The 25013-nt window shown below is 68.7% G+C and carries 18 protein-coding genes; 11 read left to right on the forward strand and 7 right to left on the reverse strand.

Annotated features, from left to right (window positions below; translation table 11 throughout):
• The first annotated feature begins 90 nt into the window (after positions 1–90).
• The 4 genes from AC1Q7O_RS07815 (at position 91) to AC1Q7O_RS07830 (ending at position 4752) form a co-directional block, all read left to right on the forward strand.
• Positions 91–639 (forward strand): carboxymuconolactone decarboxylase family protein, encoded by a 549-nt coding sequence (locus AC1Q7O_RS07815; RefSeq protein WP_492662540.1) that lies wholly within the window; start codon positions 91–93, stop codon positions 637–639.
• A 248-nt stretch (positions 640–887) separates the two neighbouring features.
• Positions 888–1787, forward strand: coding sequence for an HD-GYP domain-containing protein (locus tag AC1Q7O_RS07820; protein ID WP_492662539.1), 900 nt, complete (start codon positions 888–890; stop codon positions 1785–1787).
• A gap of 35 nt (positions 1788–1822) precedes the next feature.
• Complete coding sequence (locus tag AC1Q7O_RS07825; protein ID WP_492662538.1) at positions 1823–2347, forward strand: DUF7482 domain-containing protein; 525 nt, start codon at positions 1823–1825, stop codon at positions 2345–2347.
• 140 nt (positions 2348–2487) lie between these two features.
• Complete coding sequence (locus tag AC1Q7O_RS07830) at positions 2488–4752, forward strand: TonB-dependent receptor plug domain-containing protein (protein ID WP_492662537.1); 2265 nt, start codon at positions 2488–2490, stop codon at positions 4750–4752.
• Between the two features lie 49 nt (positions 4753–4801).
• Here the strand turns inward: AC1Q7O_RS07830 and AC1Q7O_RS07835 are convergent, their stop codons facing one another.
• The 3 genes from AC1Q7O_RS07835 to AC1Q7O_RS07845 form a co-directional block, all read right to left on the reverse strand.
• Complete coding sequence (locus AC1Q7O_RS07835) at positions 4802–6370, reverse strand: methyl-accepting chemotaxis protein (RefSeq protein WP_492662536.1); 1569 nt, start codon at positions 6368–6370, stop codon at positions 4802–4804.
• 177 nt (positions 6371–6547) lie between these two features.
• The gene (locus AC1Q7O_RS07840) at positions 6548–8470 is read right to left on the reverse strand and encodes a bifunctional diguanylate cyclase/phosphodiesterase (protein WP_492662535.1); all 1923 of its coding nucleotides are present in this window, start codon (positions 8468–8470) and stop codon (positions 6548–6550) included.
• Between the two features lie 10 nt (positions 8471–8480).
• Positions 8481–9158, reverse strand: a complete 678-nt coding sequence (locus AC1Q7O_RS07845; RefSeq protein ID WP_492662534.1) for a transglutaminase-like cysteine peptidase — start codon at positions 9156–9158, stop codon at positions 8481–8483.
• Positions 9159–9223: 65 nt separating this feature from the next.
• Here AC1Q7O_RS07845 and AC1Q7O_RS07850 point away from each other — a divergent pair, with 65 nt between their 5' ends.
• The 3 genes from AC1Q7O_RS07850 to AC1Q7O_RS07860 all read left to right on the forward strand — a co-directional run bounded on the left by AC1Q7O_RS07850 (position 9224) and on the right by AC1Q7O_RS07860 (position 12058).
• Positions 9224–10129, forward strand: coding sequence for an HDOD domain-containing protein (locus AC1Q7O_RS07850; RefSeq protein WP_492662533.1), 906 nt, complete (start codon positions 9224–9226; stop codon positions 10127–10129).
• The gene (locus tag AC1Q7O_RS07855) at positions 10119–10691 is read left to right on the forward strand and encodes a hypothetical protein (protein ID WP_492662532.1); all 573 of its coding nucleotides are present in this window, start codon (positions 10119–10121) and stop codon (positions 10689–10691) included. The genes AC1Q7O_RS07850 and AC1Q7O_RS07855 overlap by 11 nt, the downstream gene beginning before the upstream one ends.
• Positions 10692–10768: 77 nt before the next feature.
• Positions 10769–12058 (forward strand): S1C family serine protease, encoded by a 1290-nt coding sequence (locus tag AC1Q7O_RS07860; RefSeq protein WP_492662531.1) that lies wholly within the window; start codon positions 10769–10771, stop codon positions 12056–12058.
• A 72-nt stretch (positions 12059–12130) separates the two neighbouring features.
• Here AC1Q7O_RS07860 and AC1Q7O_RS07865 read toward each other — a convergent pair whose 3' ends face one another.
• The 4 genes from AC1Q7O_RS07865 to aceE all read right to left on the reverse strand — a co-directional run bounded on the left by AC1Q7O_RS07865 (position 12131) and on the right by aceE (position 18682).
• Positions 12131–12343: a hypothetical protein gene (locus AC1Q7O_RS07865; protein ID WP_348708768.1), complete on the reverse strand. Its 213-nt coding sequence runs from the start codon at positions 12341–12343 to the stop codon at positions 12131–12133.
• Positions 12344–12472: 129 nt separating this feature from the next.
• The gene (gene lpdA / locus AC1Q7O_RS07870; protein ID WP_492662530.1) at positions 12473–14272 is read right to left on the reverse strand and encodes a dihydrolipoyl dehydrogenase; all 1800 of its coding nucleotides are present in this window, start codon (positions 14270–14272) and stop codon (positions 12473–12475) included.
• 15 nt (positions 14273–14287) lie between these two features.
• Positions 14288–15952 (reverse strand): dihydrolipoyllysine-residue acetyltransferase, encoded by a 1665-nt coding sequence (gene aceF / locus AC1Q7O_RS07875; RefSeq protein WP_492662683.1) that lies wholly within the window; start codon positions 15950–15952, stop codon positions 14288–14290.
• Between the two features lie 18 nt (positions 15953–15970).
• Positions 15971–18682: a pyruvate dehydrogenase (acetyl-transferring), homodimeric type gene (aceE, locus tag AC1Q7O_RS07880; RefSeq protein WP_492661946.1), complete on the reverse strand. Its 2712-nt coding sequence runs from the start codon at positions 18680–18682 to the stop codon at positions 15971–15973.
• A gap of 190 nt (positions 18683–18872) precedes the next feature.
• Between aceE and AC1Q7O_RS07885 the strand changes: the two genes are divergently transcribed.
• The 4 genes from AC1Q7O_RS07885 to AC1Q7O_RS07900 are packed head-to-tail and all read left to right on the forward strand — an operon-like array spanning position 18873 to position 25010.
• Positions 18873–21479: a PAS domain S-box protein gene (locus AC1Q7O_RS07885; RefSeq protein ID WP_492661945.1), complete on the forward strand. Its 2607-nt coding sequence runs from the start codon at positions 18873–18875 to the stop codon at positions 21477–21479.
• On the forward strand, positions 21476–22099 hold the full coding sequence (locus AC1Q7O_RS07890) for a response regulator transcription factor (RefSeq protein WP_268165499.1): 624 nt from the start codon (positions 21476–21478) through the stop codon (positions 22097–22099). Before AC1Q7O_RS07885 ends, AC1Q7O_RS07890 begins: the two co-directional genes overlap by 4 nt.
• 60 nt (positions 22100–22159) lie before the next feature.
• The gene (folD, locus tag AC1Q7O_RS07895; RefSeq protein WP_492661944.1) at positions 22160–23020 is read left to right on the forward strand and encodes a bifunctional methylenetetrahydrofolate dehydrogenase/methenyltetrahydrofolate cyclohydrolase FolD; all 861 of its coding nucleotides are present in this window, start codon (positions 22160–22162) and stop codon (positions 23018–23020) included.
• Position 23021: 1 nt separating this feature from the next.
• Entirely contained in the window at positions 23022–25010 is a 1989-nt protein-coding gene (locus AC1Q7O_RS07900; RefSeq protein ID WP_492661943.1) for a M3 family metallopeptidase, read from the forward strand.
• Positions 25011–25013: the final 3 nt, after the last annotated feature.

Raw genomic sequence — 25013 nt, forward strand, 5'->3', positions numbered from 1 at the left:
TATTTACCAGGCGATTCAACGAAAGTACCTTCATTCGCAAAACACACAGCGAATGCCAGCCCGAATCACCCCCCTCACCGGAGTTTGACCATGTCCCGCCTCAGCATCCCCACCGTCGACCATTCCCTCGAAGCCGCCAAGCCCCTGCTGGCCGCCGTGCAAAAACAACTGGGCGTCGTGCCCAACCTGATGAAGCTGGTCGGCCACAGCCCGGCCGGGCTGGAAGGCTACCTGTCGCTGAGCGGCGCGCTGGCCAAGGGCAAGCTGAGCGCGCAACTGCGCGAGCGCATCGCGCTGACCATTGCCGAGTACAACGGCTGCGACTACTGCCTGTCGGTCCACAGCTATCTGTCCAGCAACCTGCTGAAGATCACCGCGAGCGAAATCGACGCCGCCCGTGACGGCCGCTCGGACGATGCCCGCACGTCGGCAGCCCTGCACTTCGCCCGCCGCGTGGCCGAGTCGCGCGGGCGTGTCTCTGACGCCGATCTGACCGCGCTGCGCGCCGCCGATTTCGACGAAGCCGCCGTGCTGGAAATCGTGCTGAACGTGGCCCTCAACGTGCTGACCAACTATGTCAACAACGTGGCGCAGACGGACATCGACTTCCCCGTCGTCACCGCCAAGGCAAGCGCCTGAGCCTCCGCCGAAATGGGCGCGCGCGAGCTGGAACTGGGAGTCCGGCGCCGATGGCAACGTGGCGGTCCGCCACGCCAGCATCAGCGACAAGCCTGTCCATGCGGATGAGCGGCGGCCTCGTTGGCCCAGGGGGCCGCGCCTCGTCGGCCATCCGGGCCTCGGCGACCTGGGCCTTTGAAACGTCCCGAGGCGCAGCCTGGGGTCTACCATCGTTCCGGGCGCCAGACCGCAACACGAAGCAACGAGCAATGGCGAGTTCTGAACTGCAAGCGAGTGAAGTGCAAGGCCTGCGCCAGGAGCTGGCGGTCCAACGCCAGGCATTGCTGGCCAGCCTGCTGGTCTCGGCCTGGATGGTCGAGGCGCGAGACCCCTACACCGGCGGCCACCTTTGGCGCGTGGCGCGCTTGGCACACGCACTGGCCCTGGCATCGGGCAGCACGCCGCGCGAAGCCAGTCGCATCGCCATGGCCGGCTTTCTGCACGACCTGGGCAAGGTAGGCATCCCCGACGCCATCCTGCGCAAGCCGGGGCGGCTCACCGACGAGGAGTTCGCGACGATTAAGACGCATCCCCGCGTGGGCGCGCGCATGCTGTCCGGCCATCCCTTGGCCGAGCTGGTCGTCGGCGTGATTCACCATCACCACGAAATGCCCGACGGACGCGGCTACCCCATGGGCCTGGTGGGCGAGGAGATTCCACACGACGCGCGCCTGGTGGGCATCTGCGATGCCTTCGATGCGATGACCAGCACCCGGCCCTATCGCACCGGCATGCCCGTCGCGAAGGCCCTGGACATCATCGAATCCGAGTTGGGTCGGCAGTTCGACCTCGCGCTGGGCACGATCTTCGTCCGCCTGGGGCGGGCTGGTGAATTCGATGCGGTGGTGGGCCACAGCGACGAGGGGATTCCACTGCAGCATTGCCCGGCCTGCGGCCCGACGCTGGTTCGCACGCGCAGCGCGCGCGCCGGCGATCACGTGGGTTGCCCCGCCTGCGCGGCCCGCTTCACCTGGGCGAGCACCGCGCAGGGATTGCAGGCGATGCCCACGGGTGAGCAGGCCCGGGCCGAGGAGCTTGAGCCCGGCCTGGACCGGGCCCAGATCGAAGCCCTGGTGCTCGATTGGGCCGACGCGATCGCCGGCAGCTGATGACGGACTCCCCATGACTTCGAGGACATAGACCCATGCGCCACTTTCGCCTGTTTTCGGGCCTGCTCGCATCGCTGGTCCTCTGCGCCTGCGCCTCCTTGCCCGGTTCACGTGCTCATCCGGCCGTGTCCCTGCCCCTGAACTTCGCCTGGGTGGAGGGACGCAAGGTCGAGTACGTCACGACCGACATCTCGGACCCGGTCATGGCCCAGGCACTTGGCGTCAACCTGGTGCCTCGGCTGGCACAGGCCATCCCGGGGCCCGGCAGGGTGTCAGTGGTCGAGCGGGTCTACAAGTTCGTGGACGACACGCAGGTCGCCGTCTTCCAGTCGGCGCCCTCGCCGACCGGCCCAGCCAACGCCGACGCCTCGTACAGCCCGCTCTGGCGCATGGTGCTGGTGCGGTGGGCCAAGCCCTCGCTGGCCCGCGAGCTGACATCCGAAGAGCAGATCCTGAGTGCCGCGGAGTCTGGGGAATTGACGCTGGAGATCACCAACATCGTCGTCAATTGCCCGATCACGCGGTCCGTGGATGGCAAGGCGATCGCCGGGGCCCGGTAGCCATCCGGCCTGCCTCGAGCGCAAGGCGGCGATCGACGGCGCGCCGCCACGCTGAACGGATCTGGCCAGCGCCTGTAAAGAATTCTTGCGTTAACGCAGCGGCCACAAGCGTTTTCCGGGGGCACGGCACACTGCCGGCCATGCAACTTCCCCGCCTTCGCCTGACCACCGCCGCGGCCCTGATGGCCTGCGGCTGCCTGCCCGCCCTCGCCCAGACGCAGCCCGCGCCGCCCGCCGCAGCCGCCTCCGCGCCCGCTGCGCGCCCGGCCAAGCCGGCAGCCGCCCCGGAGCAGCTCAACCGCGTGGAAGTCAGCGGCACGGCCAGCGAGGAGTCCATCCGCCGGGCATCGACGGCCAGCAAGATCGTCATCACGCGCGAGGAGATCGAGAAGTTCGGCGACTCCACGGTGGGCGAGGTGCTCAAGCGCCTGCCCGGCGTGACCACCGGCGGCCGCCCGGGCCGCGGCGGCGATGTGCGCATGCGCGGCATGGGCGGCGGTTTCACGCAGATCCTCGTCGACGGCGAGCGCATGCCGCCCGGCTTCTCGCTGGACCAGCTGCCGCCCGAGCAGGTCGAACGCATCGAGGTGCTGCGCGCGCCCACCGCCGAGTACGGCACGCGCGCCATCGCCGGCACCATCAATGTGGTGCTGCGCGAGCCGCTGAAGAAGAAGCTCAACGAGTTCCGCGCCGGCTTCGGCACGGAGCGCGGCAAGCTCAGCCCCGGCATCAGCTGGAGCCGCAACGACAGCTTCGGCACCGGCAACACCTACAACTTCAGCGTCAACGCGATGCGCGGCGAGCGCATCGACGACGTCATCAGCGACGTGACGCGGCTGAACCGCACGACGGGCGCGGAATCGCTGCAGGTCACGCGCGGCCAGAACGAGGACACGCGCCAGAGCATCAACGTGAACGGCCGCGTGCAGCTCAAGCTGGGCGGGCAGGACACGCTGACCGTCCAGCCCTTCCTCGTGACCAACAAGTCGGACAGCCATGCCGACATCACGCGCACGACGACGCCCGCCCCCGACGCGGCCTCCCGCCCGCCCGGCGACTTCGACCGCGCGGTGACAGACGGCGACAACCGCTTCACGATGGCGAGGCTGAACGCGCAGTGGCAGGCCCGGCCCGACGCCGACTCGCGCATCGACCTGCGCGGCGGCGTGGGCGGCGCCAGCGGCAACAGCCACAGCCTGCGCACCGAGACAACGGCCGGCGCCGTCTCGCGCGTGCAGCAGGACACGACGCAAACCCGCGACCGCAGCTGGAACCTCGTCGGCAAGTACTCGCGCAGCCTGGAGAACGACCACAGCCTGGTGTTCGGCGCCGAAGGCGAAGGCACGACCCGGCACGCCACCCGCACGACGCTGGTCGACAACCAGCCGCAGGCCGGCCTGGGCGACTTCGGCGACGACATGGACGCGTCGACGACGCGCTTTGCCGCCTACGCCCAGGACGAGTGGAACGTCGGCAAGCAGTGGGACTTCTACGCCGGCCTGCGCTGGGAAGGCATCAGGACCGAGAGCAGCGCGGCCAACTACGCGGTCAGCAACACGTCCAGCGTGTTCACGCCGCTGGCGCATGCGCGCTACAAGCTGGACCCGGCCGGCAAGGAAGCCATCCGCATGAGCCTGACGCGCAGCTACCGCAGCCCGCAGCTGCAGGACCTGATCGCGCGGCCCAGCATCAACGCCAGCGTGCCGCACGACATCACGACGCCCGACCGCGCCGGCAACCCCGACCTGAAGCCCGAGCTGGCCACGGGCGTGGAGATCGGCTACGAGAAGTACCTGAGCAAGGGCGGCATGCTGGGCGCCAACTTCTTTGCGCGCAGCATCAGCAACCTGATGCGCAACGTGGTGGACCTGGAGACCGTGTCGTGGAGCCCCACGCCGCGCTGGGTGGCCCGGCCGCGCAACCTGGGCAAGGCCAGCACCATGGGGCTGGAGCTGGAGGCCAAGTTCCGGCTGGACGAGTACTTTGACGACGCGCTGCCGATCAACATCCGCAGCAACCTGAGCTTCTTCACGTCGAAGGTGGACGGCCTGCCCGGCCCCAACAACCGCATCGAGGGCCAGCCCAAGGCGACGGCCAACCTGGGCTTCGACTACCGGCTGCGGTCGGTACCGGTGTCGATCGGCGCGTCACTGAACTGGACGCCGTCGTCCACCATCCAGCAGACCGCGCTGACGGAGATCACGACCAACCGCAAGCTCGTCACCGACGCGTTCGCGACCTGGAACATCTCGCAGGAGCAGTCGCTGCGGCTATCGGCCAGCAACCTGTCGCCGCTGGACTACTACACCGGCAGCATCAGCACGACGGACACGCAGATCGTCACGTCGCGCAGCGGCGGGCCGAGCTACACGCAGTGGCAGTTGCGGTGGGAGATGAAGATCTAGGGAGCGTCTGCCCCCGCGGGCCGCTTTGCGAGGGCACCGGCGGGCACCGTCAACTGGCCAGCGAAAACACGCCCACTGTCTGCACGAGACGAGCGGCCTGGCACCTCAGGCTCTCGGCCGCCGCGGCGCTCTCCTCGACGAGCGCAGAGTTCTGCTGGGTGACCTGATCCATCTGCGACACGGCATCGCCCACCTGACCCACCGCCTTGCTTTGCTCGCGGCTGGCGACGCTGATCTCCTGCACGATGCCGCTCACGCGCTGGATGGCGCCCACGACGTCCTGCGTGGTGGTGCCGGCCCGGTCGACCAGGCTGGACCCCTTGCCCACGTGGGCAACGCTCGAGTCGATGAGGGCCTTGATCTCGCGGGCGGCCACGGCGCTGCGCTGGGCTAGCGTGCGCACCTCGCCGGCCACGACGGCAAATCCCCGCCCCTGCTCCCCGGCGCGAGCGGCCTCGACGGCGGCGTTCAGCGCCAGGATGTTGGTCTGGAAGGCGATGCCGTCGATGGCGCCAATGATGTCGGACATGCGCTTGGAGCCGGCATCGATGTCACGCATCGTCGCGATGACTTCGTCCATCACCTCGCCGCCCCGGGCCGCGATGTCGGAGGCGGCCCGCGCCAGTTCGCTGGCACGCTCGGCGTTGTCGGCGTTGTGGTGCACCGTGGTGCCCAACTCCTCCATCGTCGCCGCGGTCTGCTGCAGCGCGCTGGCCTGCTCCTCGGTGCGCTGGCTGAGGTTCTGGTTGCCGGTGGCGATCTGCGAGGACCCGGCCGCGATGGACTCCGATGCGTCGCGCACCTGATGGACGATCTCCGCCAGGCTGGCCCTCATGGCACCCAGCGAGGCCAGGACGCTGCCGGCCGGCGCATGCTCGCTGCCCGCCACCGGCCCCAGGTTGCCGGTGGCGACCCGGCTCGCCGCCGCGCTCAGCTCGGCCGGCTCCGCGCCCAGCGCACGCGAGATGCTGCGCACGATGAGCACCCCGCTGACGGTGGCCACCAGCAACGCGCAGACCAGGACGGCCAGAAAGCCATGGCGCTGGCGCGCGACCCGCGCGTCCGACTGCTCGACCATCTCTTGCGCGCGGTGGGCCGTGTAGCCCGAGTAGGCGTTGGTGGCCCTGATAAGTTCATCGAGCAGCGGGCGGCATTCGTCGTTCATCCGACGCACGGCCTCCTCATGCTGACGGTCGACGGCAAGCTTGACGATCTCCAGCGCCACCACCGCGTACTGGCGCTCGATGCGTGCCACCTCCGCAATCAGTTCGCGGGCCTTGGCCGACACATCAGGCGCCTGCGCCATCTGCTGCAGCCTGGCCAGTTGCTGTGAAGCCTCCGCATGGGCACGCTCCACCTTGGCCTGCTCGGCCCGCAGGTCTTCGGGCCGCGTCACCAGCACCAGGTTGCGAGCTGCGATGGCCCGCTCGTCGACAGCCAACCGCACCGCATTTGCCACGTTGGCGCGGGCGTTGATGCCGGTGACGTAGTGCTCGAAGGCATCGCTCTCGGCTTCAAGCGCCTGCCAGGCGAGCCCGGCCACCAGCAACAGCAGGGCGACGAGGGCACAGAACACAGCCGCCAGGCGAGCACGGACGGTAGAAAAAACGGAGCGCATGGGCAGAACCTTTTGACGAACTTCTTGAGTACCGTCAGATTAGCTGCAACTGCGATTTTTTGATATCTTTGATAAAAACGAAATGATAACCATATCACGCTATGACGCGCAACGCGGCGGCCTGCCATCCCGAACATCCGTCAGGCGGCCAAAGACACCGACCTGCACTTCCAGTGCTCAACCGGGCAGACTCGCCGTCACCCACGGCCCCGTCAGCCCATCCAGCTCGCAGTCCCACAGCGCCTGTGCATCCATCTCGTCGATGACGCCCTCGCCGTAGACCTTCAGCGCCAGGCTGCGCAGCATGATGACCATGCCGCGCACGAAGGCCGCGCGGCCCGCCTCGCCGGCCACGCCCAGCAGCACCGACGCGTCCAGCTTCACGTAGTCCAACCCGGCCTGGTACAGCCGCTCCACCTGCGCCAGCCCGGCGCCGGCATGCTCCAGGCCCAGTTTGACGCCCAGCGGCCGCAGCTGCCGGCCCAGCTCCAGCAGCCGCTCGAAGTGCTCGATCGCCGCCGCCTCCGCCAGGTCCAGCAGCAGCGAGCGCGCCGCCTGCGGCCATTGGCCCAGCAGCTCGCGCAGCTGCGGCAGGAAGCCGGCATCGGCCAGCGACGCCGGCGCCACGTTGATGCAGCGGGCCTGGCCGTCGGCCGCGATGGCCTTCAGCGCCAGGCCCACGGCGAGCAAATCGACAGCGGCCGTCATGCGCGCCCGCAGCGCCAGCGGCAGCCAGCCGGCGGCGGGCACAAAGCCACCCTCCAGCTGCAGCTCCAGCGGGCTTTCCAGGTGCAGCACGCGCCCGCCGCGGTCGCGCACCGGGAACTCCACCAGCCGGCCGCGCTCCTGCGCCACCGCCTGCTGCAGCTGCGCCCGCCACAGCCCCTCGCCCTGCTCGCGGCCCACGCCGGGGTCAGCCACCACCTCGACGACGAAGCCGCCGTGCGACTCGCTCAAATGCTCGGCCCGCGCCAGCGCGGCATCGGCCTCGCCCAGCCAGACGCTGCCGGGCCGTTCGCGCGGCAGCTCGATGGCGCCCAGCGCCACCTGCACCCCCGGGCCGAAGGCCGGCAGGCTGGCGCGCAGCGCATCGGCCAGCGCATGGGCCGTCTCGGCCGCCACGCCGGCGGCGGGCAGCCACAGTGCGAAGTCGCCACCGTTGAGCCGCCCCACGCGGCAGCCCGCCACCGACTCGGGGTAGGCCTGCAGCGCCGTCACGACCGTCAGCAGCACGTCGTCCACCGCGCCGCGGCCCAGGCGGGCGTTCAGGCCGGCCAGGTCGCGCAGGCGCACCAGCACCAGGCCTGCGATGACGGGGCCGTCGTCGCGCTGCAGCGCAGCGTCCAGCTCGGCCAGAAAATGCCGGCGCGTGGAGACGCCGGTCAGCGGGTCGTGGTGCACCTGCTCGCGCAGCACCAGCAGCTGGCCGGCCTGCGCCTCGAACAGCTCGCGCACGCGCTGCACCATCGCGTTCATCGCCCGCGTCAGGCGCTGCAGCTCGGGCACGCGCGGCTCGACGACCTGGCCGTAACTGCCCGCCAGCACGCCCTCGGCCTGGGCCACGGCGGCGTCCAGCGGGCGGCGGATGCGCCGCAGGCCCGCCCAGGCCACCAGCGCCGCGACGATGCCCACGCCAAGCAGCCACGCCAGCAGCCGGCGCGAGGCCAGCCACAGCGTGTCGTAGGCATAGCTGGCGTGGCTCTTCAGCTCCACCGCGCCGATGGCGTTCCAGCCGCTGGACAGCTGCGCCACGCCCGGCGCCGCGTCGATGCCGACGAGGCTGCGGAACCAGCCAGGCGCCTGGCCCGACCGGGCTGCGCCGGTGCGCTCGAACAGCAGCTGGCCCTGCGCATCGCGCCAGCGCACGAACTCGTAGGCGCCGGTGTCGTACTGCGCCGAGATCAGCAGCTTGATGAGCTCCGCGTCGCCCTGCTGCTGCGACAGCGCCAGCGCCAGCGCCTGCGCGTTGTCGGCGTTCTTGGTCTGCAGCTGGGTCTGCATCAGCTGCCGCGCCGACAGCGTGGACAGCCCCACCGCGCCCACCAGCGCGGCCAGCACCACGCCGAGCACCAGCCAGGCGATCTGCCGCATCAACGACATGTTGTGTCCCTCATAAGAAGCCTTCCGCGCGCACTTTCGCGACCAGTTCCCGCCACAGCGACAGCCGCGCCAGCGGGTCGCCCGCCGTGACCTGGCCCGTGCCCTGCCACAACCCCTCGGTGTTGAAGCTGAACACCGGCGTCAGGTCGCCGCGCAGCGACGCGGGCAGCACCTCGGGCCGCAGGTTGTCCAGGATCAGCGGCTCGGCGCCCGGCTGGGCATAGTAGGCCAGCACCATGTGCGCCAGCGACTGCCCCGAGAGCCGCGCCCGCACGTAGACCATGCGCAGCTTGGCCGTGGGCACGCCCGTCGCGGCGAGGCTGAAGTACTTGGCGATGGCGTAGTCCTCGCAATCGCCGGCGCGTTTCTCCAGGCTCTCCAGCGGCGAGGCCCAGTAGTCAGGCAGGCCCCAGGTGACGGCGTCGTCGCGGAACGCCAGGCGGCGGTTGAAGAAATCGTTGATGTCCTTGAGTCGCTGCAGCTCGTCGGGCTGCGTGCCGCTGCGGTCGATCTGCTGCACCAGCGCCTGCGCCTGCTCCACGACGCGCGGCCCCCGCTCGGCGGCGGCTTCCAGCACGCGAGCCGCGTCATAGGCGGCTGCCACCAGCACCGGCATGGCCGCCAGCACGGCCAGCCACCAGCGGCGCGGGCGCAGTGCCAGGGTGAAACAGGTGGGCGAAGTCGGCAAGATTGACGGCGGGCAGGGGTTGATTTCACTGTAACCGCCGGTTGCACCTCTAAGATTTTCGGATCATGCAGAACCCGGCACCTTCCCACGCCCGCCCCGCCGCGGGCGCCCGCACGCAGCAGATCCGCGACGACCTCGACCAGTCGCGCCGTCGCGGCCCGTTGCAGCAGATCCAGATCCCGCCCTGCCCCGAGCTGCTCGCGCAGCTTCAGCAGGCCATGAGCCAGCCGGAGCCCGACCTCAACCTCGTCGCCCGCATCGCGTCCAGCGACGTGGCCATGGCCGCCACGCTGCTGCGCATCGCCAACGGACCGCTGTTCAAGCCCGTGGGCCTGCCCTGCACGACCGTGGGCCAGGCGATGACGCGCATCGGCCTGCGCGAGAGCGTGGCCGTCATGACCGGCTTCCTGGTGCAGCACGCCATCCCCGTCAACTCGCCGCAGCTGGCGCGCTTCTGGGAGCGCAGCACCAAGCGCGCCATCGCGATGGCCACCATCGCGCGCGAGCTGCCGGGCCTGTCACCTGACCTGGCGCACAGCTTCGGGCTGTTCCTGCACGTGGGCACGCCGGTGCTGCTGCAGAGCGTGCGCGGCTACGCGGCCACGATGGTGGAGGCCGCCGCGCGCATCGACCGCCCCTACATCGCCACCGAGAACGCCAACCACCGCACCGACCACGCCGTCGTCGGCGCGCTCGTCGTGCGCGTATGGAACCTGCCGCCCACACTGATGGCTGCCATCCGGCTGCACCACGACTACGCGGCGCTGGGCCACGCCGACATCGACGCCGAGGTGCACACGCTGATCGCCGCCGGGCTGATCGCCGAACACCTGATGCGCCGCCATGAAGGCCTGCCCGAGGACGCCGACTGGGCCGGCCACCACCAGGCGGCGCTGGACTGGCTGCACATCGGCTGGGACGAACTGAGCCACTGGGAAGAGGCGGTCAACGCGCAGTTCGATGCGGCTTAGGCTGCCGCGCCTGCGGGTCATCGTGCTCGCCGCGATGGTGGTGGGCACGGCGCTGACGCTGGGCTGGCATTTCTTCGGCCCCTCGGGCGTGGCGGTGGAGCTGGTGAAGCGCAGCTGGCGCTACGAGATCGTCGTCGAGCGGCTGCGCGCCGAAGCCGGCTCGGACTGGTGCGACGAGTTGCCCGCTGATGCCCGCGACGTGACGCGCCGCGTGATGGCCGACCCCACCGGCCGCCGCGCCGAACCGGCCGCGCATTGCCGCTACACGCAGCTGGCCTGGCGGCGCAGCTGGATCGTCAAGGCCGAGGGTGGCCCCGGCGACCGGCCCGACTGGCCGCGCCCACCGCTGCGCATGGCCGCGCCCGGCGAGGCCGGCAGCGAACGGCTCGGCCGGCGCGAGGCCTTTTACGAGATCGAGCTGCGCGACCGCGCCAACCACGCCTGGGTCTGCCGTGTGGACCCGGCCCGCTGGCAGCAGCTGCGCGTGGGCCAGCGCTTTCGCCTGCCCGTGGACCGCTTCGGCACGGCCAACTGCCCGGGCATGTACGAATCGGCACTGTGAATTGGCACGTCTGCGGGGCCGCTACCATCGCGAGCCTCGGCCGGGCAACAGCCCCGGACCGCATCTGAGGAGGAACCATGACTTTCGCGCTGCGCGCCCCGCTGACCCTTTCGCTCGCCCTGGCCGTGGGCACCGCCCTGGCGGCCGACCTGCCGCCGCCGCCGAACGTGGCGCAGAAGCAGGCGCTCAGCGCCCAGGGTGCCGACCTCAAGACAACCCTCGCCATCGACAAGCTGAAGATCTCCATCCTTCAGGGCGATGACATGGGTGGCAACACCTACGGCTGGTTCTGCGCCAACCGCCAGCCGCTGACGGCCAATGAGAACTACCTCAAGAACTACGGCGCCTACATGTCCAGCGTGGTCACGCAGGAGCTCAAGCGCCTGGGCTACCCACTGGCCGGCAAGGGCCAGGCCACCGCGTTTGATGTGGATGTGAACGCCGCGCCCGACTTCCGCATCGGCGGCATCCTCACCGAAGCAAAGCACGAGCTTTGCTGGCTGGACAACAAGGCCGAGGGCTGGGTCTACTACAAGATCGACTGGGCGCTGTTCTCCGAGAAGAAGCAGAAGGTCGTCTACCAGGCCACCGCCGAAGGCGTGACGTCCAGCAAGGACAAGGTCCCCGACCTGCCCAAGCGAGCCATCCTGTCGTCGCTGTCCAACTTCCTGTCGTCGCCTGCCATCCTGGAGGCCCTGAAGGCCACCGACCCGGCGCCCGCGGTGGCGGCGGCGGCGGCATCCGGCGCGGCATCGGGCGCCGAACCGGCCGCTGCCGGCGGCGCCACCCTCAAGGGCGTCGCCGCTGCCGGAGGCGGCGCGCTGAAGAACCAGGCCCAACTGCGCAACGCGGTCGTCACGCTGGAAACGGCGTCCGGCTCGGGCAGCGGCTTCTTCATCAACAAGGATGGCAACCTGCTGACCAACGCCCACGTCGTGCGGGGCGCCAAATATGCGCGCATCAAGCTGCAGAACGGCGACAAGGCCGTGGCCGAGGTCGTCAAGGTCAACGAGCAGGCCGACGTGGCGCTGCTGAAGACCGCGCTGACGGACACGGACGCGCTGGCCATCCGCAGTGGCGCCGCCGTCGAGGTGGGCTCGGACGTCTACGCCATCGGCTCGCCGCTGGGCGTGCTGAACAACTCCATGACGCGCGGCGTGCTCAGCGCCGACCGCGTGCTGCAGGGCCGGCGCGTGCTGCAGAGCGACGCGGCGGTGACCTTCGGCAGCAGCGGCGGCCCGCTGCTGGACGGCGACGGCCGTGTCATTGGCATCACGCGCGGTGGCGTCGAGTCTGGCAAGGGCTTCAACTTCTTCATCCCCATCGAGGATGCACTGAAGGCGCTGCAGCTCAACGTCACGCCCTGACCCCCCGGGCACCCATGACAAAGGCCCCTGCCGCGCAACGGCAGGGGCCTTGTCTTTTGGGGCGCAGCCGTTTCAGCGGATCAGCTGCCAGAAGCCGACAATGACATGCCCCCAGACCAGCAGGTTGAACCCTGCCAGCGTGAACGCACGCAGGAAGTTCCATAGCTTGGCGGCCCGCTCAAGCGCCTCGTCCACCCCTGTGAACAGATAAAGGCCCAGGTAGAACACCGAAGGCAGCAGCGTCGCCGCCATCACGAAAGCCATCAGGCCGTAGAAAAAGCTCATGGCGGCATTGTGGCGTCGCGCGGCCCGGTCGCATCCCCGGCGTCACCCCAGGTGCCAGCGCACTCGCACCATGAAGAAGGCCCGGCACCTTGCGGCGCCGGGCCTTGCTCGATGCGAGCGCCAGAAGGCTTACTTCTTGCGCACCGGCGGCACGTCCGTGCAGGAGCCGTGCGCCACTTCCGCCGCCATGCCCAGGCTTTCGCCCAGCGTCGGGTGCGGGTGAATGGTCTTGCCGATGTCCACCGCGTCGGCGCCCATCTCGATGGCCAGTGCGATCTCGCCGATCATGTCGCCGGCATGCGTGCCGACGATGCCGCCGCCGATGATGCGGTGGCTTTCCTCGTCGAACAGCAGCTTGGTGAAGCCCTCGTCGCGGCCGTTGGCGATGGCGCGGCCCGAGGCCGTCCAGGGGAACAGGCCCTTGGTGACCTTGATGCCCTTGGCCTTGGCCTCGTCCTCGGTGATGCCCACCCAGGCCACCTCGGGGTCGGTGTAGGCCACGCTCGGGATCACGCGGGCGTCGAACTGGCTCTTCTTGAGCTTGTCGTCACCCAGCAGTTCGCCGGCGCAGACTTCCGCTGCCACATGGCCCTCGTGCACCGCCTTGTGGGCCAGCATGGGCTGGCCGACGATGTCGCCGATGGCAAACACGCTGGCCACGTTGGTGCGCATCTGCACGTCCACCGGGATGAAGCCGCGGTCGGTCACGGCGACACCGGCGTTCTCGGCCGCGATCTTCTTGCCGTTGGGCGTGCGGCCCACGGCCTGCAGCACGAGGTCGTAGCGCTGGGGCTCCTTCGGCGCGCCCTCGCCTTCGAAGGTCACGTAGATGCCGTCGGGCTTGGCTTCAGCCGCCACCGTCTTCGTGTTCAACATGATGTTGTCGAAGCGGTGCTGGTTGAACTTCTGCCAGACCTTGACGAGATCGCGGTCGGCGCCGGTCATCAGCGTGGGCAGCATCTCGACGACATCGAGGCGCGCGCCGAGCGTGGAGTACACCGTGCCCATTTCCAGGCCGATGATGCCGCCGCCGACGATGAGCATCTTCTCGGGCTTGACGCCCATCTCCAGCGCGCCGGTGGAGTCGACGATGCGCGGATCGTTGGGCAGGAACGGCAGGCGCACGGCCTGCGAACCGGCCGCGATGATGAGGCGCTTGAACGCCACGGTCTGCACCGCGCCGGTCTTGGCCTGGCCCACGGCGCCTTCGGTCGCCTCGACCTTCAGATGCTGGGCATCGAGCAGCGAGCCGACGCCGCGCAGCACCGTCACCTTGCGCATCTTGGCCATGGCCGCGAGGCCGTTGGTCAACTTGCCCGTGACCTTGTTCTTGTGCGCGCGCAGCTTGTCGATGTCCACGGTGGGCTCGCCGAAGACGACGCCCAGGTCGGCCATGTGCGAGGCCTCGTCCATGACGGCCGCGACGTGCAGCAGCGCCTTGGACGGGATGCAGCCGACGTTCAGGCAGACGCCGCCCAGCGTCGCGTAACGCTCGACGAGGGCGACCTTCAGGCCCAGGTCGGCGGCGCGGAACGCGGCCGAGTAGCCGCCGGGGCCGCCACCCAGCACGACGAGGTCGAAGGCCTGGTCGGCGCTGCCGCTGTAGGTTGCGGCAGCGGGGGCCTGCACCGGGACAGCAGCAGCAGGCGCCGGGGCCGCAGCGACCGGAGCCGGTGCGGGCGCCGCGGCACCGTCGGCTTCCAGCGACACGATGACCGAGCCCTTGGCGACCTTGTCGCCCAGCTTGACCTTGATCTCCTTGACGACGCCGGCGGCGCTGGAGGGGATCTCCATCGACGCCTTGTCGCTCTCGACGGTGATCAGGCTCTGCTCGACCTTGACGGTGTCGCCGGGCTTGACCAGCACCTCGATGACGCCGACTTCGTCGAAGTCGCCGATGTCGGGAACTTGAACTTCAATGAGTGCCATGAGTTCAGCCCCCGATCAAAGCGCGATGCGCCGGAAATCGCCCAGCAGCGAGGCGAAGTAGACGTTGAAGCGTGCAGCCGCGGCGCCATCGATGACGCGGTGGTCCCACGACAGCGACAGCGGCAGGATCAGGCGCGGCACGAACTGCTTGCCGTCCCACACGGGCTCGGTGCTGCTCTTGCAGACGCCCATGATGGCCACTTCCGGCGCGTTGATGATGGGCGTGAAGTACTTGCCGCCGATGCCGCCCAGCGACGAGATCGAGAAGCAGCCACCGCTCATGTCGGCCGGGCCCAGCTTGCCGTCACGCGCCTTCTTGGCCAGCTCGGACATTTCCTGGCTGATCTGGAAGATGCCCTTCTTGTCGGCGTCCTTGATGACGGGCACGACGAGGCCGTTGGGCGTGTCCGCCGCGAAGCCGATGTGGAAGTAGTTCTTCAGCACCAGCGTGTCGCCGTCCAGCGAGCTGTTGAACTCGGGGAACTTCTTCAGCGCCGCGACGGCCGCCTTGATCATGAACGCCAGCATCGTGACCTTGATGCCGGCCTTCTCGTTCTCCTTGTTCAGCTGCACGCGGAAGGCTTCCAGCTCGGTGATGTCCGCGTCGTCATGGTTGGTGACGTGCGGGATCACGACCCAGTTGCGGTGCAGGTTGGCGCCCGAGATCTTCTTGATGCGCGAGAGCTCCTTGCGCTCGACGGCGCCGAACTTCTCGAAGTCCACCTTGGGCCAGGCCAGCAGGTTCAGGCCCGCGCCGCCACCGCCCGCCGCAGCGGCAGGCGCCACGGCCTTCTGCGCCACGGTCTGCACGGCGCCGGACATGACGGCCTTCACGAAGCCCTGGATGTCGGCCTCGACGATGCGGCCCTTGGCGCCGCTGCCCTTCACCTCGGCCAGCGGCACGCCCAGCTCGCGGGCGAGCTTGCGGATGCTGGGGGAGGCATGCGGCAGCTGGCCGGTGGGCGCAGTCGGCTGGTGGGCCGGCAGCGCTGCAGCAGCGGGCGCGGCGGCCTGCACGGGCACAGCCGCGGCCGGGGCCGGCGCGGCGGCCGCAGGCGCTGCTGGGGCGGCAGCCGGCGCAGGCGCCGCGGCACCGCCGGCGGCCTTCACGCGAGCCAGGGCCGTGCCCTTGGCGACCTTGTCGCCCAGCTTGACCAGCAGTTCCTCGACGACACCGGCCGTGGACGACGGAATCTCCATCGACGCCTTGTCGCTCTCGACGGTGATGAGGCTCTGCTCCACCTTGACGGTGTCGCCTACCTTCACGAGCAGCTCGATGACGGCGACCTCGTCGAAGTCGCCGATGTCCGGCACGACGACCGTGACCGAGCCGCCAGCGGCAGCCGGGGCTGCAACGGGCTCGGCCGCGGGAGCCGCGGGGGCCGGTGCGGCAGCAGCCGGCGCCGGCGCAGCGGCCGCCGGGGCGGGAGCAGCAGCAGCGCCCTCGCCTTCGACGATCACGACGACGCTGCCTTGCTTGACCTTGTCGCCCACGGCGACCTTGATCTCCTTGACCACGCCGGCCTGCGACGACGGGATCTCCATCGAGGCCTTGTCGCTCTCGACGGTGATCAGGCTCTGCTCGACCTTGACCGTGTCGCCAACCTTGACCAGCACCTCGATGACGCCGACCTCGTCGAAATCGCCGATGTCGGGAACTTGGACTTCAACCAATGCCATGTCTTGTCTCCCTCGGCTTTACGCGTACAGAGGATTGATCTTGTTGACGTCGATGCCGTACTTGGCGATCGCCTCGGCCACCTTGGCCATCGGGATGGTGCCCTCGTCGGCCAGCGACTTCAGCGCGGCCACGACGATGTAGTGGCGGTTCACCTCGAAGTGGGCGCGCAGCTTGGAGCGGAAGTCCGAGCGGCCGAAGCCGTCGGTGCCCAGCACCTTGTACGAGCGGCCCTTGGGCACGAAGGCGCGGATCTGCTCCGCGTAGTTCTTCATGTAGTCGGTGGACGCGATGACCGGGCCGGTCGTGCGGCCCAGTTGCTGCGTCACGAACGGCACGCAGGCCAGCTCGGTCGGGTGCAGCAGGTTCCAGCGCTCGGCGTTCTGGCCGTCGCGGGCCAGTTCGTTGAAGCTCGGGCAGCTCCACACGTTGGCGCCGATGCCCCAGTCCTCTTCCAGCAGCAGCTTGGCGACCTGGCTTTCGCGCAGGATGGTGCCCGAGCCCAGCAGGTTGACGCTGACGGTCTTGCTCGCGTCGGCCTCTTCCAGCAGGTACATGCCCTTGAGGATCTGCTCCTCGGTGCCGGCCTTCAGGCCCGGCATCGGGTAGTTCTCGTTCAGCAGCGTGATGTAGTAGAAGACGTTTTCCTGGTCTTCCACCATGCGCTTCAAGCCGCGGTGCATGATGACCGCCACTTCGTGCGCGAAGGTCGGGTCGTAGGAGACGCAGTTCGGGATGGTGCCGGCCAGGATGTGGCTGTGGCCGTCCTCGTGCTGCAGGCCTTCGCCGTTCAGCGTGGTGCGGCCGGACGTGCCGCCCAGCAGGAAGCCGCGCGCCTGCATGTCACCCGCCGCCCAGGCCAGGTCACCGATGCGCTGGAAGCCGAACATCGAGTAGTAGACGTAGAACGGGATCATGATCCGGTTGTTCGTCGAGTAGCTCGTGGCGGCCGCAACCCAGCTGGCCATGCCGCCGGCTTCGTTGATGCCTTCCTGCAGGATCTGGCCGGCCTTGTCCTCGCGGTAGTACATGACCTGGTCCTTGTCGACCGGGGTGTACAGCTGGCCCTTGGGGTTGTAGATGCCGATCTGGCGGAACAGGCCTTCCATGCCGAAGGTGCGCGCCTCGTCGACCAGGATGGGCACCACGCGCGGGCCGATGGCCTTGTCGCGCAGCAGCTGCGTCAGGAAGCGCACATAGGCCTGGGTCGTCGAGATCTCGCGGCCTTCGGCCGTCGGGTCCAGCACGGCCTGGAAGGTGGACAGCTCGGGCGTCGTGAAGTGCTCGTCGGCCTTGGCGCGGCGGCTGGGCAGGTAGCCACCCAGCGCCTGGCGGCGCTCGTGCAGGTAGCGCATCTCCGGCGTGTCGTCGGCCGGCTTGTAGTACGGGATCGCAGGCAGCTCGCTGTCCGGCACCGGGATGTTGAAGCGGTCGCGGATGTACTTGATGTCCTCGTCCGTCAGCTTCTTGGTCTGGTGGACGGTGTTCTTGCCTTCACCGGCCTTGCCCATGCCATAGCCCTTGACGGTCTTGACCAGCAGCACGGTGGGCTGGCCCGTCTTGTTGTTGTGGGCTTTCTCGAAGGCCGCGTAGACCTTCTCTGGCTCGTGGCCGCCACGGCGCAGCTCGAAGATCTCGGCGTCGCTCATGTGCTCGACGAGCTTGGCCGTCTCGGGGTACTTGCCGAAGAAGTTCTTGCGGATGTAGGCGCCGTCGTTGGCCTTCATGGCCTGGTAGTCGCCGTCCAGCGTCTCCATCATCAGCTGCTTCAACTTGCCGCTCTTGTCGCGCGCCAGCAGCTCGTCCCAGCCCTTGCCCCAGATCAGCTTGATGACGTTCCAGCCGCTGCCGCGGAACTCGCCTTCCAGCTCCTGGATGATCTTGCCGTTGCCGCGCACCGGGCCGTCCAGGCGCTGCAGGTTGCAGTTGACGACGAAGACGAGGTTGTCCAGCCCTTCACGCGCGGCCAGGCCGATGGCGCCCAGGCTTTCGGGCTCGTCCATCTCGCCGTCGCCCATGAAGGCCCAGACCTTGCGGTTCTCGGTGTTGGCGATGCCGCGGGCGTGCAGGTACTTCAGGAAGCGCGCCTGGTAGATCGCCATCAGCGGGCCCAGGCCCATCGACACGGTCGGGAACTGCCAGAAGTTGGGCATCAACTTCGGGTGCGGGTAGCTCGACAGGCCCTTGCCGTCGACTTCCTGGCGGAAGTTGTCCAGCTGCTCTTCGGTCAGGCGGCCTTCCAGGTAGGCGCGGGCATAGACGCCCGGCGCGCTGTGGCCCTGGATGTAGAGGCAGTCGCCGCCATGGCCTTCGCTCTCGGCGTGCCAGAAGTGGTTGAAGCCGGCGCCCAGCATGGAGGCCAGCGACGCGAACGAGCCGATGTGGCCGCCCAGGTCGCCGCCGTCGGCCGGGTTCAGGCGGTTGGCGCGCACGACCATGGCCATCGCGTTCCAGCGCATGTAGGCGCGCAGGCGCTTCTCGATCTGGATGTTGCCGGGGCAGCGGGCTTCCTGGTCCGGCGCGATGGTGTTCACGTAGCCGGTGGTGGCCGAGAACGGCAGGTCGATGTTGTGGTGGCGCGCGTGCTCCAGCATCTCCTCGATCAGGAAGTGCGCCCGCTCGGCGCCCTCGCGGTCGATGACGGCGGACAGCGCGTCCAGCCACTCCTTGGTTTCCTGCGGATCGTTGTCGTTCGCGGCGGCGCCGAGAAACTCTTGCGGCTGGGCTGACATGGCCGGTCTCCTACATGGGCCGCCTCTGACGGGCGGCGGTGTCTGAAAGATGTGCTGACGAGGCGAGCGCGGACGCAGGCGGCCGCGAGCGGGCGGAGTGTCGCACAGGCCTCGCCATTTTCTCAAATGGTGCGAGATGATTTCTTAATGCGAAATACTGGACAACAACGCGCCCCCGGATAATTTGCCCATGGCCCTAGATTCCCCCGTCCCCGAGGTCCGCACGCGCGGCCAGCGACTGATGGCGCCGCTGCGCCGGCTGGTGACCACCTGGTGGTTCCGGCAGTCGCCGTCGCGCCAGGACCGGCTGGCCACGCTGGGCCCGCTGATCTCGGTGCTGCTGTTCCTGGCGGCCATCATTTCGGCGTTCTGGTACCTGCGCAACGAAGAGATCGAGCGCGAGACCGAGTCCGTCAAGCGCGACACCGAAATCGCCCAGCAGCAGATCCGCCTGCGCCTGATCGAGAACCAGGAGCAGCTGGTGCGCATCGCGCGGGAGGTCGTGACGCGCCAGATCGACGCCCACGAGTTCTCCGCGCAGGCGCAGGCCTTCGCGCGCGACCGGCCGGAGCTGACGCACGTCACCTGGCTCAGCGCCAAGCGCGAGCGCCGCAGCAGCGTGGGCGCGGCCGGCTTCCTGGCCGACGGGCTGATGTCGGCCGACGGCACCGACCCGTCCATGCCCATGCCCAACCAGTCGAACGCGGCCTCCACCGCGTTCGAGGAGGCCAGGCAGCGCCGCCAGCCGTTCTACTCGACGCCCTTCACCGACAGCAACGGCGTCACCGTCTTCCAGCTGCACATCCCGCTGATCGACCGTGGCGGCTTCGCCGGCGTGCTGATCGCCGAGTACACGGTGGAGGCGCTGCTGCGCTATTACGTGCCCAGCGAGGTGTCCAACCGCCACAGCATCGCGGTGCTGGACGTGCCGCGGGACCAGATCGTCGCCAGCACCGTCACGCCGATGCCGGGCCAGGTCTTGCGCCGCGCATCGCTGCTGCATGACGTGCCGTTGGCACCCGCGCTCAACGGCCTGGTGCTGCGCGGGCAAGGCTGGCGCACGTCCATCGGCCTCATCAGCAACGCGCTGTTCTGGCTGGTGCTGGCGCTCGCGGGCCTGACGGTGTGGATGCTGCTGGGCAGCTGGCGCCACATGCGCCGGCGCACGCAGATCCAGAACGCGCTGACGCTGGAGACCAACTTCCGCCGCGCCATGGAGAACTCCATGCTGACCGGCATGCGCGCCATGGACATGGACACGCGCATCACCTACGTGAACCCGGCCTTCTGCGCGATGACCGGCTTCTCCGAGGCCGACCTCGTGGGCCGCACGCCGCCCTACCCGTTCTGGCCCTCGGACCGCCGTGAAGAGAACGCCCGCCTGCTGCAGCAGGAGCTGCAGGGCCGCAGCCCGTCCGGCGGCGTGGAGGTCAAGATCCAGCGCAAGGACGGCAGCCAGTTCGATGCGCGCGTCTACGTGTCGCCGCTGGTGGACACCAAGGGCAAGCAGACCGGCTGGATGACCTCGATGACCAACATCACCGAGGCCAAGCGCGTGCGCGACCAGCTGTCGGCATCGCACGAACGCTTCACCACCGTGCTGGAGGGGCTGGACGCGGCCGTGTCCGTGCTGTCCGTGCAGCCGCCGGAGCTGCTGTTCGCCAACCGCAGCTACCGGCTGTGGTTCGGCGCCGACCCGGCCGGGCATGCGCTGCTGGCCGGCGGGCAGCTCGGCGGCACCACCAGCCGCCACGGCGGCCTGGACGAAGGCGCCGACGAGGAGGTGGACGACTACTCCGGCCTGCCCGCCGAGGCGCTGACCGACCTGGGCTCCGACCCGCGCGAGGTCTACGTCGAGTCGCTGGCCATGTGGTTCGACGTGCGCGCGCGCTACCTGCAATGGACCGACGGCCGGCTGGCGCAGATGCTGATCGCCACCGACATCACGATGCGCCGCCACGCCGAGGCGCAGGCCGCGCTGCAGGCCGAAAAGGCCCAGGTCACCAGCCGCCTGATGACGATGGGCGAGATGGCCTCCAGCGTCGCCCACGAACTGAACCAGCCGCTGACCGCCATCACCAACTACTGCAACGGCATGGTCAGCCGCGTGCGCAACGACGCCATCCAGAAAGACGACCTGCTCGCCGCGCTGGAGAAGACCGCCAAGCAGGCCCAGCGCGCCGGCCAGATCATTCACCGCATCCGCAACTTCGTGAAGCGCAGCGAGCCGCAGCGCCAGCCGGCCCACGCGGCCGACATCGTCGAGGACGCGGTGGAGCTGGCCGGCATCGAGCTGCGCCGCCGCAACGTGGCCATCCACACCTACGTGGCGCAGCGCCTGCCGCAGCTGATGGTGGACCCCATCCTCATCGAGCAGGTGCTGATGAACCTGCTGAAGAACGCGGCAGAAGCCATCGACAACGCGTCGCTGCCCACGTCGCGCCGCCACATCGAGCTGCGCGTGGTGCCCAAGCACAGCGCCGAGCTGGGCGGCCACATCGAGTTCTCCGTGACCGACATGGGCCCGGGCCTGCCGGATGAAGTCCTCGCGCGCATGTACGAGGCTTTCTTCTCCACCAAGGCCGATGGCATGGGCATCGGATTAGGGTTATGCCGGTCTATCGTCGAGTCCCACCAGGGCCGGATAAAAGCCGAGAACCTCTACAATGGCTCCCTGGTCGTCGGGTGCCGATTCGCCTTCACGATCCCGGTCACCATCACGTCCGAACACCTGCGGCAAGACCCCGCCAACGGTACCGCCAGCAGCGCTCAGAGAACCGAACCCACCACACCATGAGTTTGATCCCCAAGAAGGGCAATGTCTACGTCGTTGACGATGACGAAGCGGTCCGCGACTCCCTGCAATGGCTGCTCGAAGGCAAGGATTACCGGGTCAAGTGCTTTGACTCGGCCGAATCCTTCCTGACGCGCTACGACCCCCGCGAGGTCGCCTGCCTGATCGCCGACATCCGCATGGACGGCATGACCGGCCTGGAGCTGCAGGACCGCCTCATCGAGCGCAAGAGCCCGCTGCCCATCGTCTTCATCACCGGCCACGGCGACGTGCCGATGGCCGTGCAGACGATGAAGAAGGGCGCGATGGACTTCATCGAGAAGCCCTTCAAGGAAGAAGAGCTGCTGGCGCTGGTGGAGCGCATGCTCGACCAGGCCCGCGACGCCTTCTCCAGCCACCAGGAAGCCGCCAGCCGCGACGCGCTGCTGGCCCGCCTCACCACGCGTGAAGCCCAGGTGCTGGAGCGCATCGTCGCCGGCCGCCTGAACAAGCAGATCGCCGACGACCTCGGCATCAGCATCAAGACGGTGGAGGCGCACCGCGCCAACATCATGGAAAAGCTCAACGCCAACACCGTGGCCGATCTGCTGAAGATCGCACTGGGTGCCACGGCGAAGGCCTGATCCCCACGCAATTTCACAGAGGCCGCTGCATGCGGCCTCTTTGCATTTAGGAGTTTGAAGATGACCGCCCAACTGATCGACGGCCTCGCCCTCGCCAAGCAAACCCGCGCCGAGGTGGCCGCCCGCGCCGCGGCGCTGACCGCACAAGGAAAGCGCCCGGGCCTCGCCGTCGTGCTGGTGGGCGACAACCCGGCCAGCCAGGTCTACGTGCGCAACAAGGTCAAGGCCTGCGAGGAAGCCGGCATCCACTCGGTGCTCGAGAAGTACGACGCGACCATGACCGAGGCCGAGCTGCTGGCCCGCGTCGACGCGCTGAACAACGATCCGACCATCCACGGCATCCTCGTGCAGCTGCCGCTGCCCAAGCACATCGACGACCACAAGGTCATCGAAGCCATCTCGCCTGCCAAGGACGTCGACGGTTTCCACGTCGCCAGCGCCGGCGCGCTGATGGTGGGCGAGGCGGGCTTCAAGGCCTGCACGCCCTACGGCTGCATGAAGATGCTGGAGAGCATCGGCATGGGCAACCTCAAGGGCAAGCACGCTGTCGTCATCGGCCGCAGCAACATCGTCGGCAAGCCCATGGCCATGATGCTGCTGGCCGCCAACGCCACCGTCACCGTCTGCCACAGCGGCACGGCCGACCTCGGCGCGATGACCCGCCAGGCCGACGTCATCGTCGCAGCCGTCGGCAAGCGCAACGTGCTGACCGCCGACATGGTCAAGCCCGGCGCCGTCGTCATCGATGTGGGCATGAACCGCAACGACGAGGGCAAGCTGTGCGGCGACGTGGACTTCGACGGCGTCCGCAATGTGGCGGGTTGGATCACCCCGGTCCCGGGTGGTGTCGGCCCGATGACCATTGCCATGCTGCTCGTCAACACGCTTGAATCCGCGGAACGTGCCGCAATCTCTGCCTGACATGACCAATCCCCTGCTGTCCACCGCCGCCCTGCCCGACTTCGCGGCCATCCAGCCCGAGCATGTGCAGCCTGCCATTACCGAGTTGCTGGCCGCGGCGCAAGCTGCGCTCGATGAGGCCGTGAAACCCGAGACGCCGGCCGACTACGACGCGCTGTCACGCATCCTGGACACCACCACTGAGCAGTTGGGCACCGCCTGGGGCGCGGTGGGCCACCTGAACGCGGTGGCCGACACGCCGGCGCTGCGCGAGGCCTTCAACGCGATGCTGCCGGCCGTCACCGAGTTCAGCACCGCCATGGGCGCCAACGAGGCGCTGTTCGCCAAGTACAAGGCCGTGATGGCCACGCAGGGCGAGCGCCTGAGCGCACCGCGCCAGCAGGTGCTCAAGCACGCCATCCGCAATTTCGTGCTGTCCGGCGCCGAACTGCAGGGCGAGGCCCGCGAGCGCTATGCCGCCATCCAGGAGCGCGCTGCCGAGCTGCAGCAGCAGTTCAGCGAGCATGTGCTGGACGCCACCGACGGCTGGAGCTACGTCGCCACCGCTGACGAGCTGGCCGGCGTGCCGCAGGACGTGCTGGACGCGACGAAGCTGGACGATGGCGGCCACAAGCTCACGCTGCACTTCCCGGTCTACCTGCCCGTCATGCAGTACGCGGAGAACCGCGCCCTGCGCGAGCAGCTCTACCGCGCCTACGTGACGCGCGCCAGCGAGCAGGGCAAGCCCGAGTGGGACAACACCGCCGCCATGCGCGAGATCGTCGCGCTGCGCCAGGAAGAAGCGAAGCTGCTGGGCTATGCCAGCTTCGCCGAGGTGTCGCTGGCGCCCAAGATGGCGTCGTCACCCGCCGAGGTCATCGCCTTCCTGCGCGACCTCGCCCGCCGCGCTCGGCCCTTCGCCGAGAAGGACCTGGCCGAGCTGCGTGACTTCAGCAAGGGTCAGCCGCTGGAAAGCTGGGACGTGTCTTACTGGAGCGAGAAGCTCAAGGAAGCCCGCTACGCCTTCAGCGACCAGACCGTGAAGCAGTACTTCACCGCGCCCAAGGTCGTCGCCGGCCTGTTCTCCATCATCGAGCGGCTGTTCGACGTGCAGATCAGCGAGGCCCAGGCCCCGGTCTGGCACGACACCGTGAAGTTCTACGAACTCCGGCGCGGCGGCCAGCTCATCGCGCAGTTCTACCTCGATCTCTACGCCCGTACCGGCAAGCGCCCTGGCGCGTGGATGGACGAGGTACGCAGCCGCTGGCTCAAGCCCGGCGGAGAACAGCAGACGCCGGTCGCGCAGCTGGTGTGCAACTTCGCGTCGCCCGTCGGCGACAAGCCTGCGCTGCTGACGCATGACGACGTCATCACCCTCTTCCACGAGTTCGGCCACGGCCTGCACCACATGCTCACGCAGGTGAACGACCTGGGCGTGTCGGGCATCTCCGGCGTCGAGTGGGATGCCGTTGAGCTGCCCAGCCAGTTCATGGAGAACTTCTGCTGGGAGTGGGACGTGCTGCAGCAGTTGAGCGGCCATGTCGACAGCGGTGAGCCGCTGCCGCGCGAGCTGTTCGACAAGATGATCGCCGCCAAGAACTTCCAGAGCGGGCTGATGACGCTGCGCCAGATCGAGTTCGCGCTGTTCGACATGCGCCTGCATGGCGAGCCCGGCGCCGAAGGCCATGTGCAGAAGGTACTGGACGAGGTGCGCGCCGAAGTCGCCGTGCTGATCCCGCCGGCCTTCAACCGCTTCCAGCACAGCTTCTCGCACATTTTCGCGGGCGGCTATGCGGCGGGCTACTACAGCTACAAGTGGGCCGAGCTGCTGAGCGCCGACGCCTGGAGCGCATTCGAGGAAGAAGGTGTGTTCAACGCCGCCACCGGCAAGCGCTTCCTGACCGAAGTGCTGGAGCAAGGCGGCGCGCGTGACGCGATCGACAACTTCAAGGCCTTCCGCGGCCGCGAGCCGCGCATCGATGCGCTGCTGCGCCATCAGGGCATGAGCTGATCC

Source organism: Roseateles sp. GW823-FHT07B05 (genome assembly GCF_058794515.1).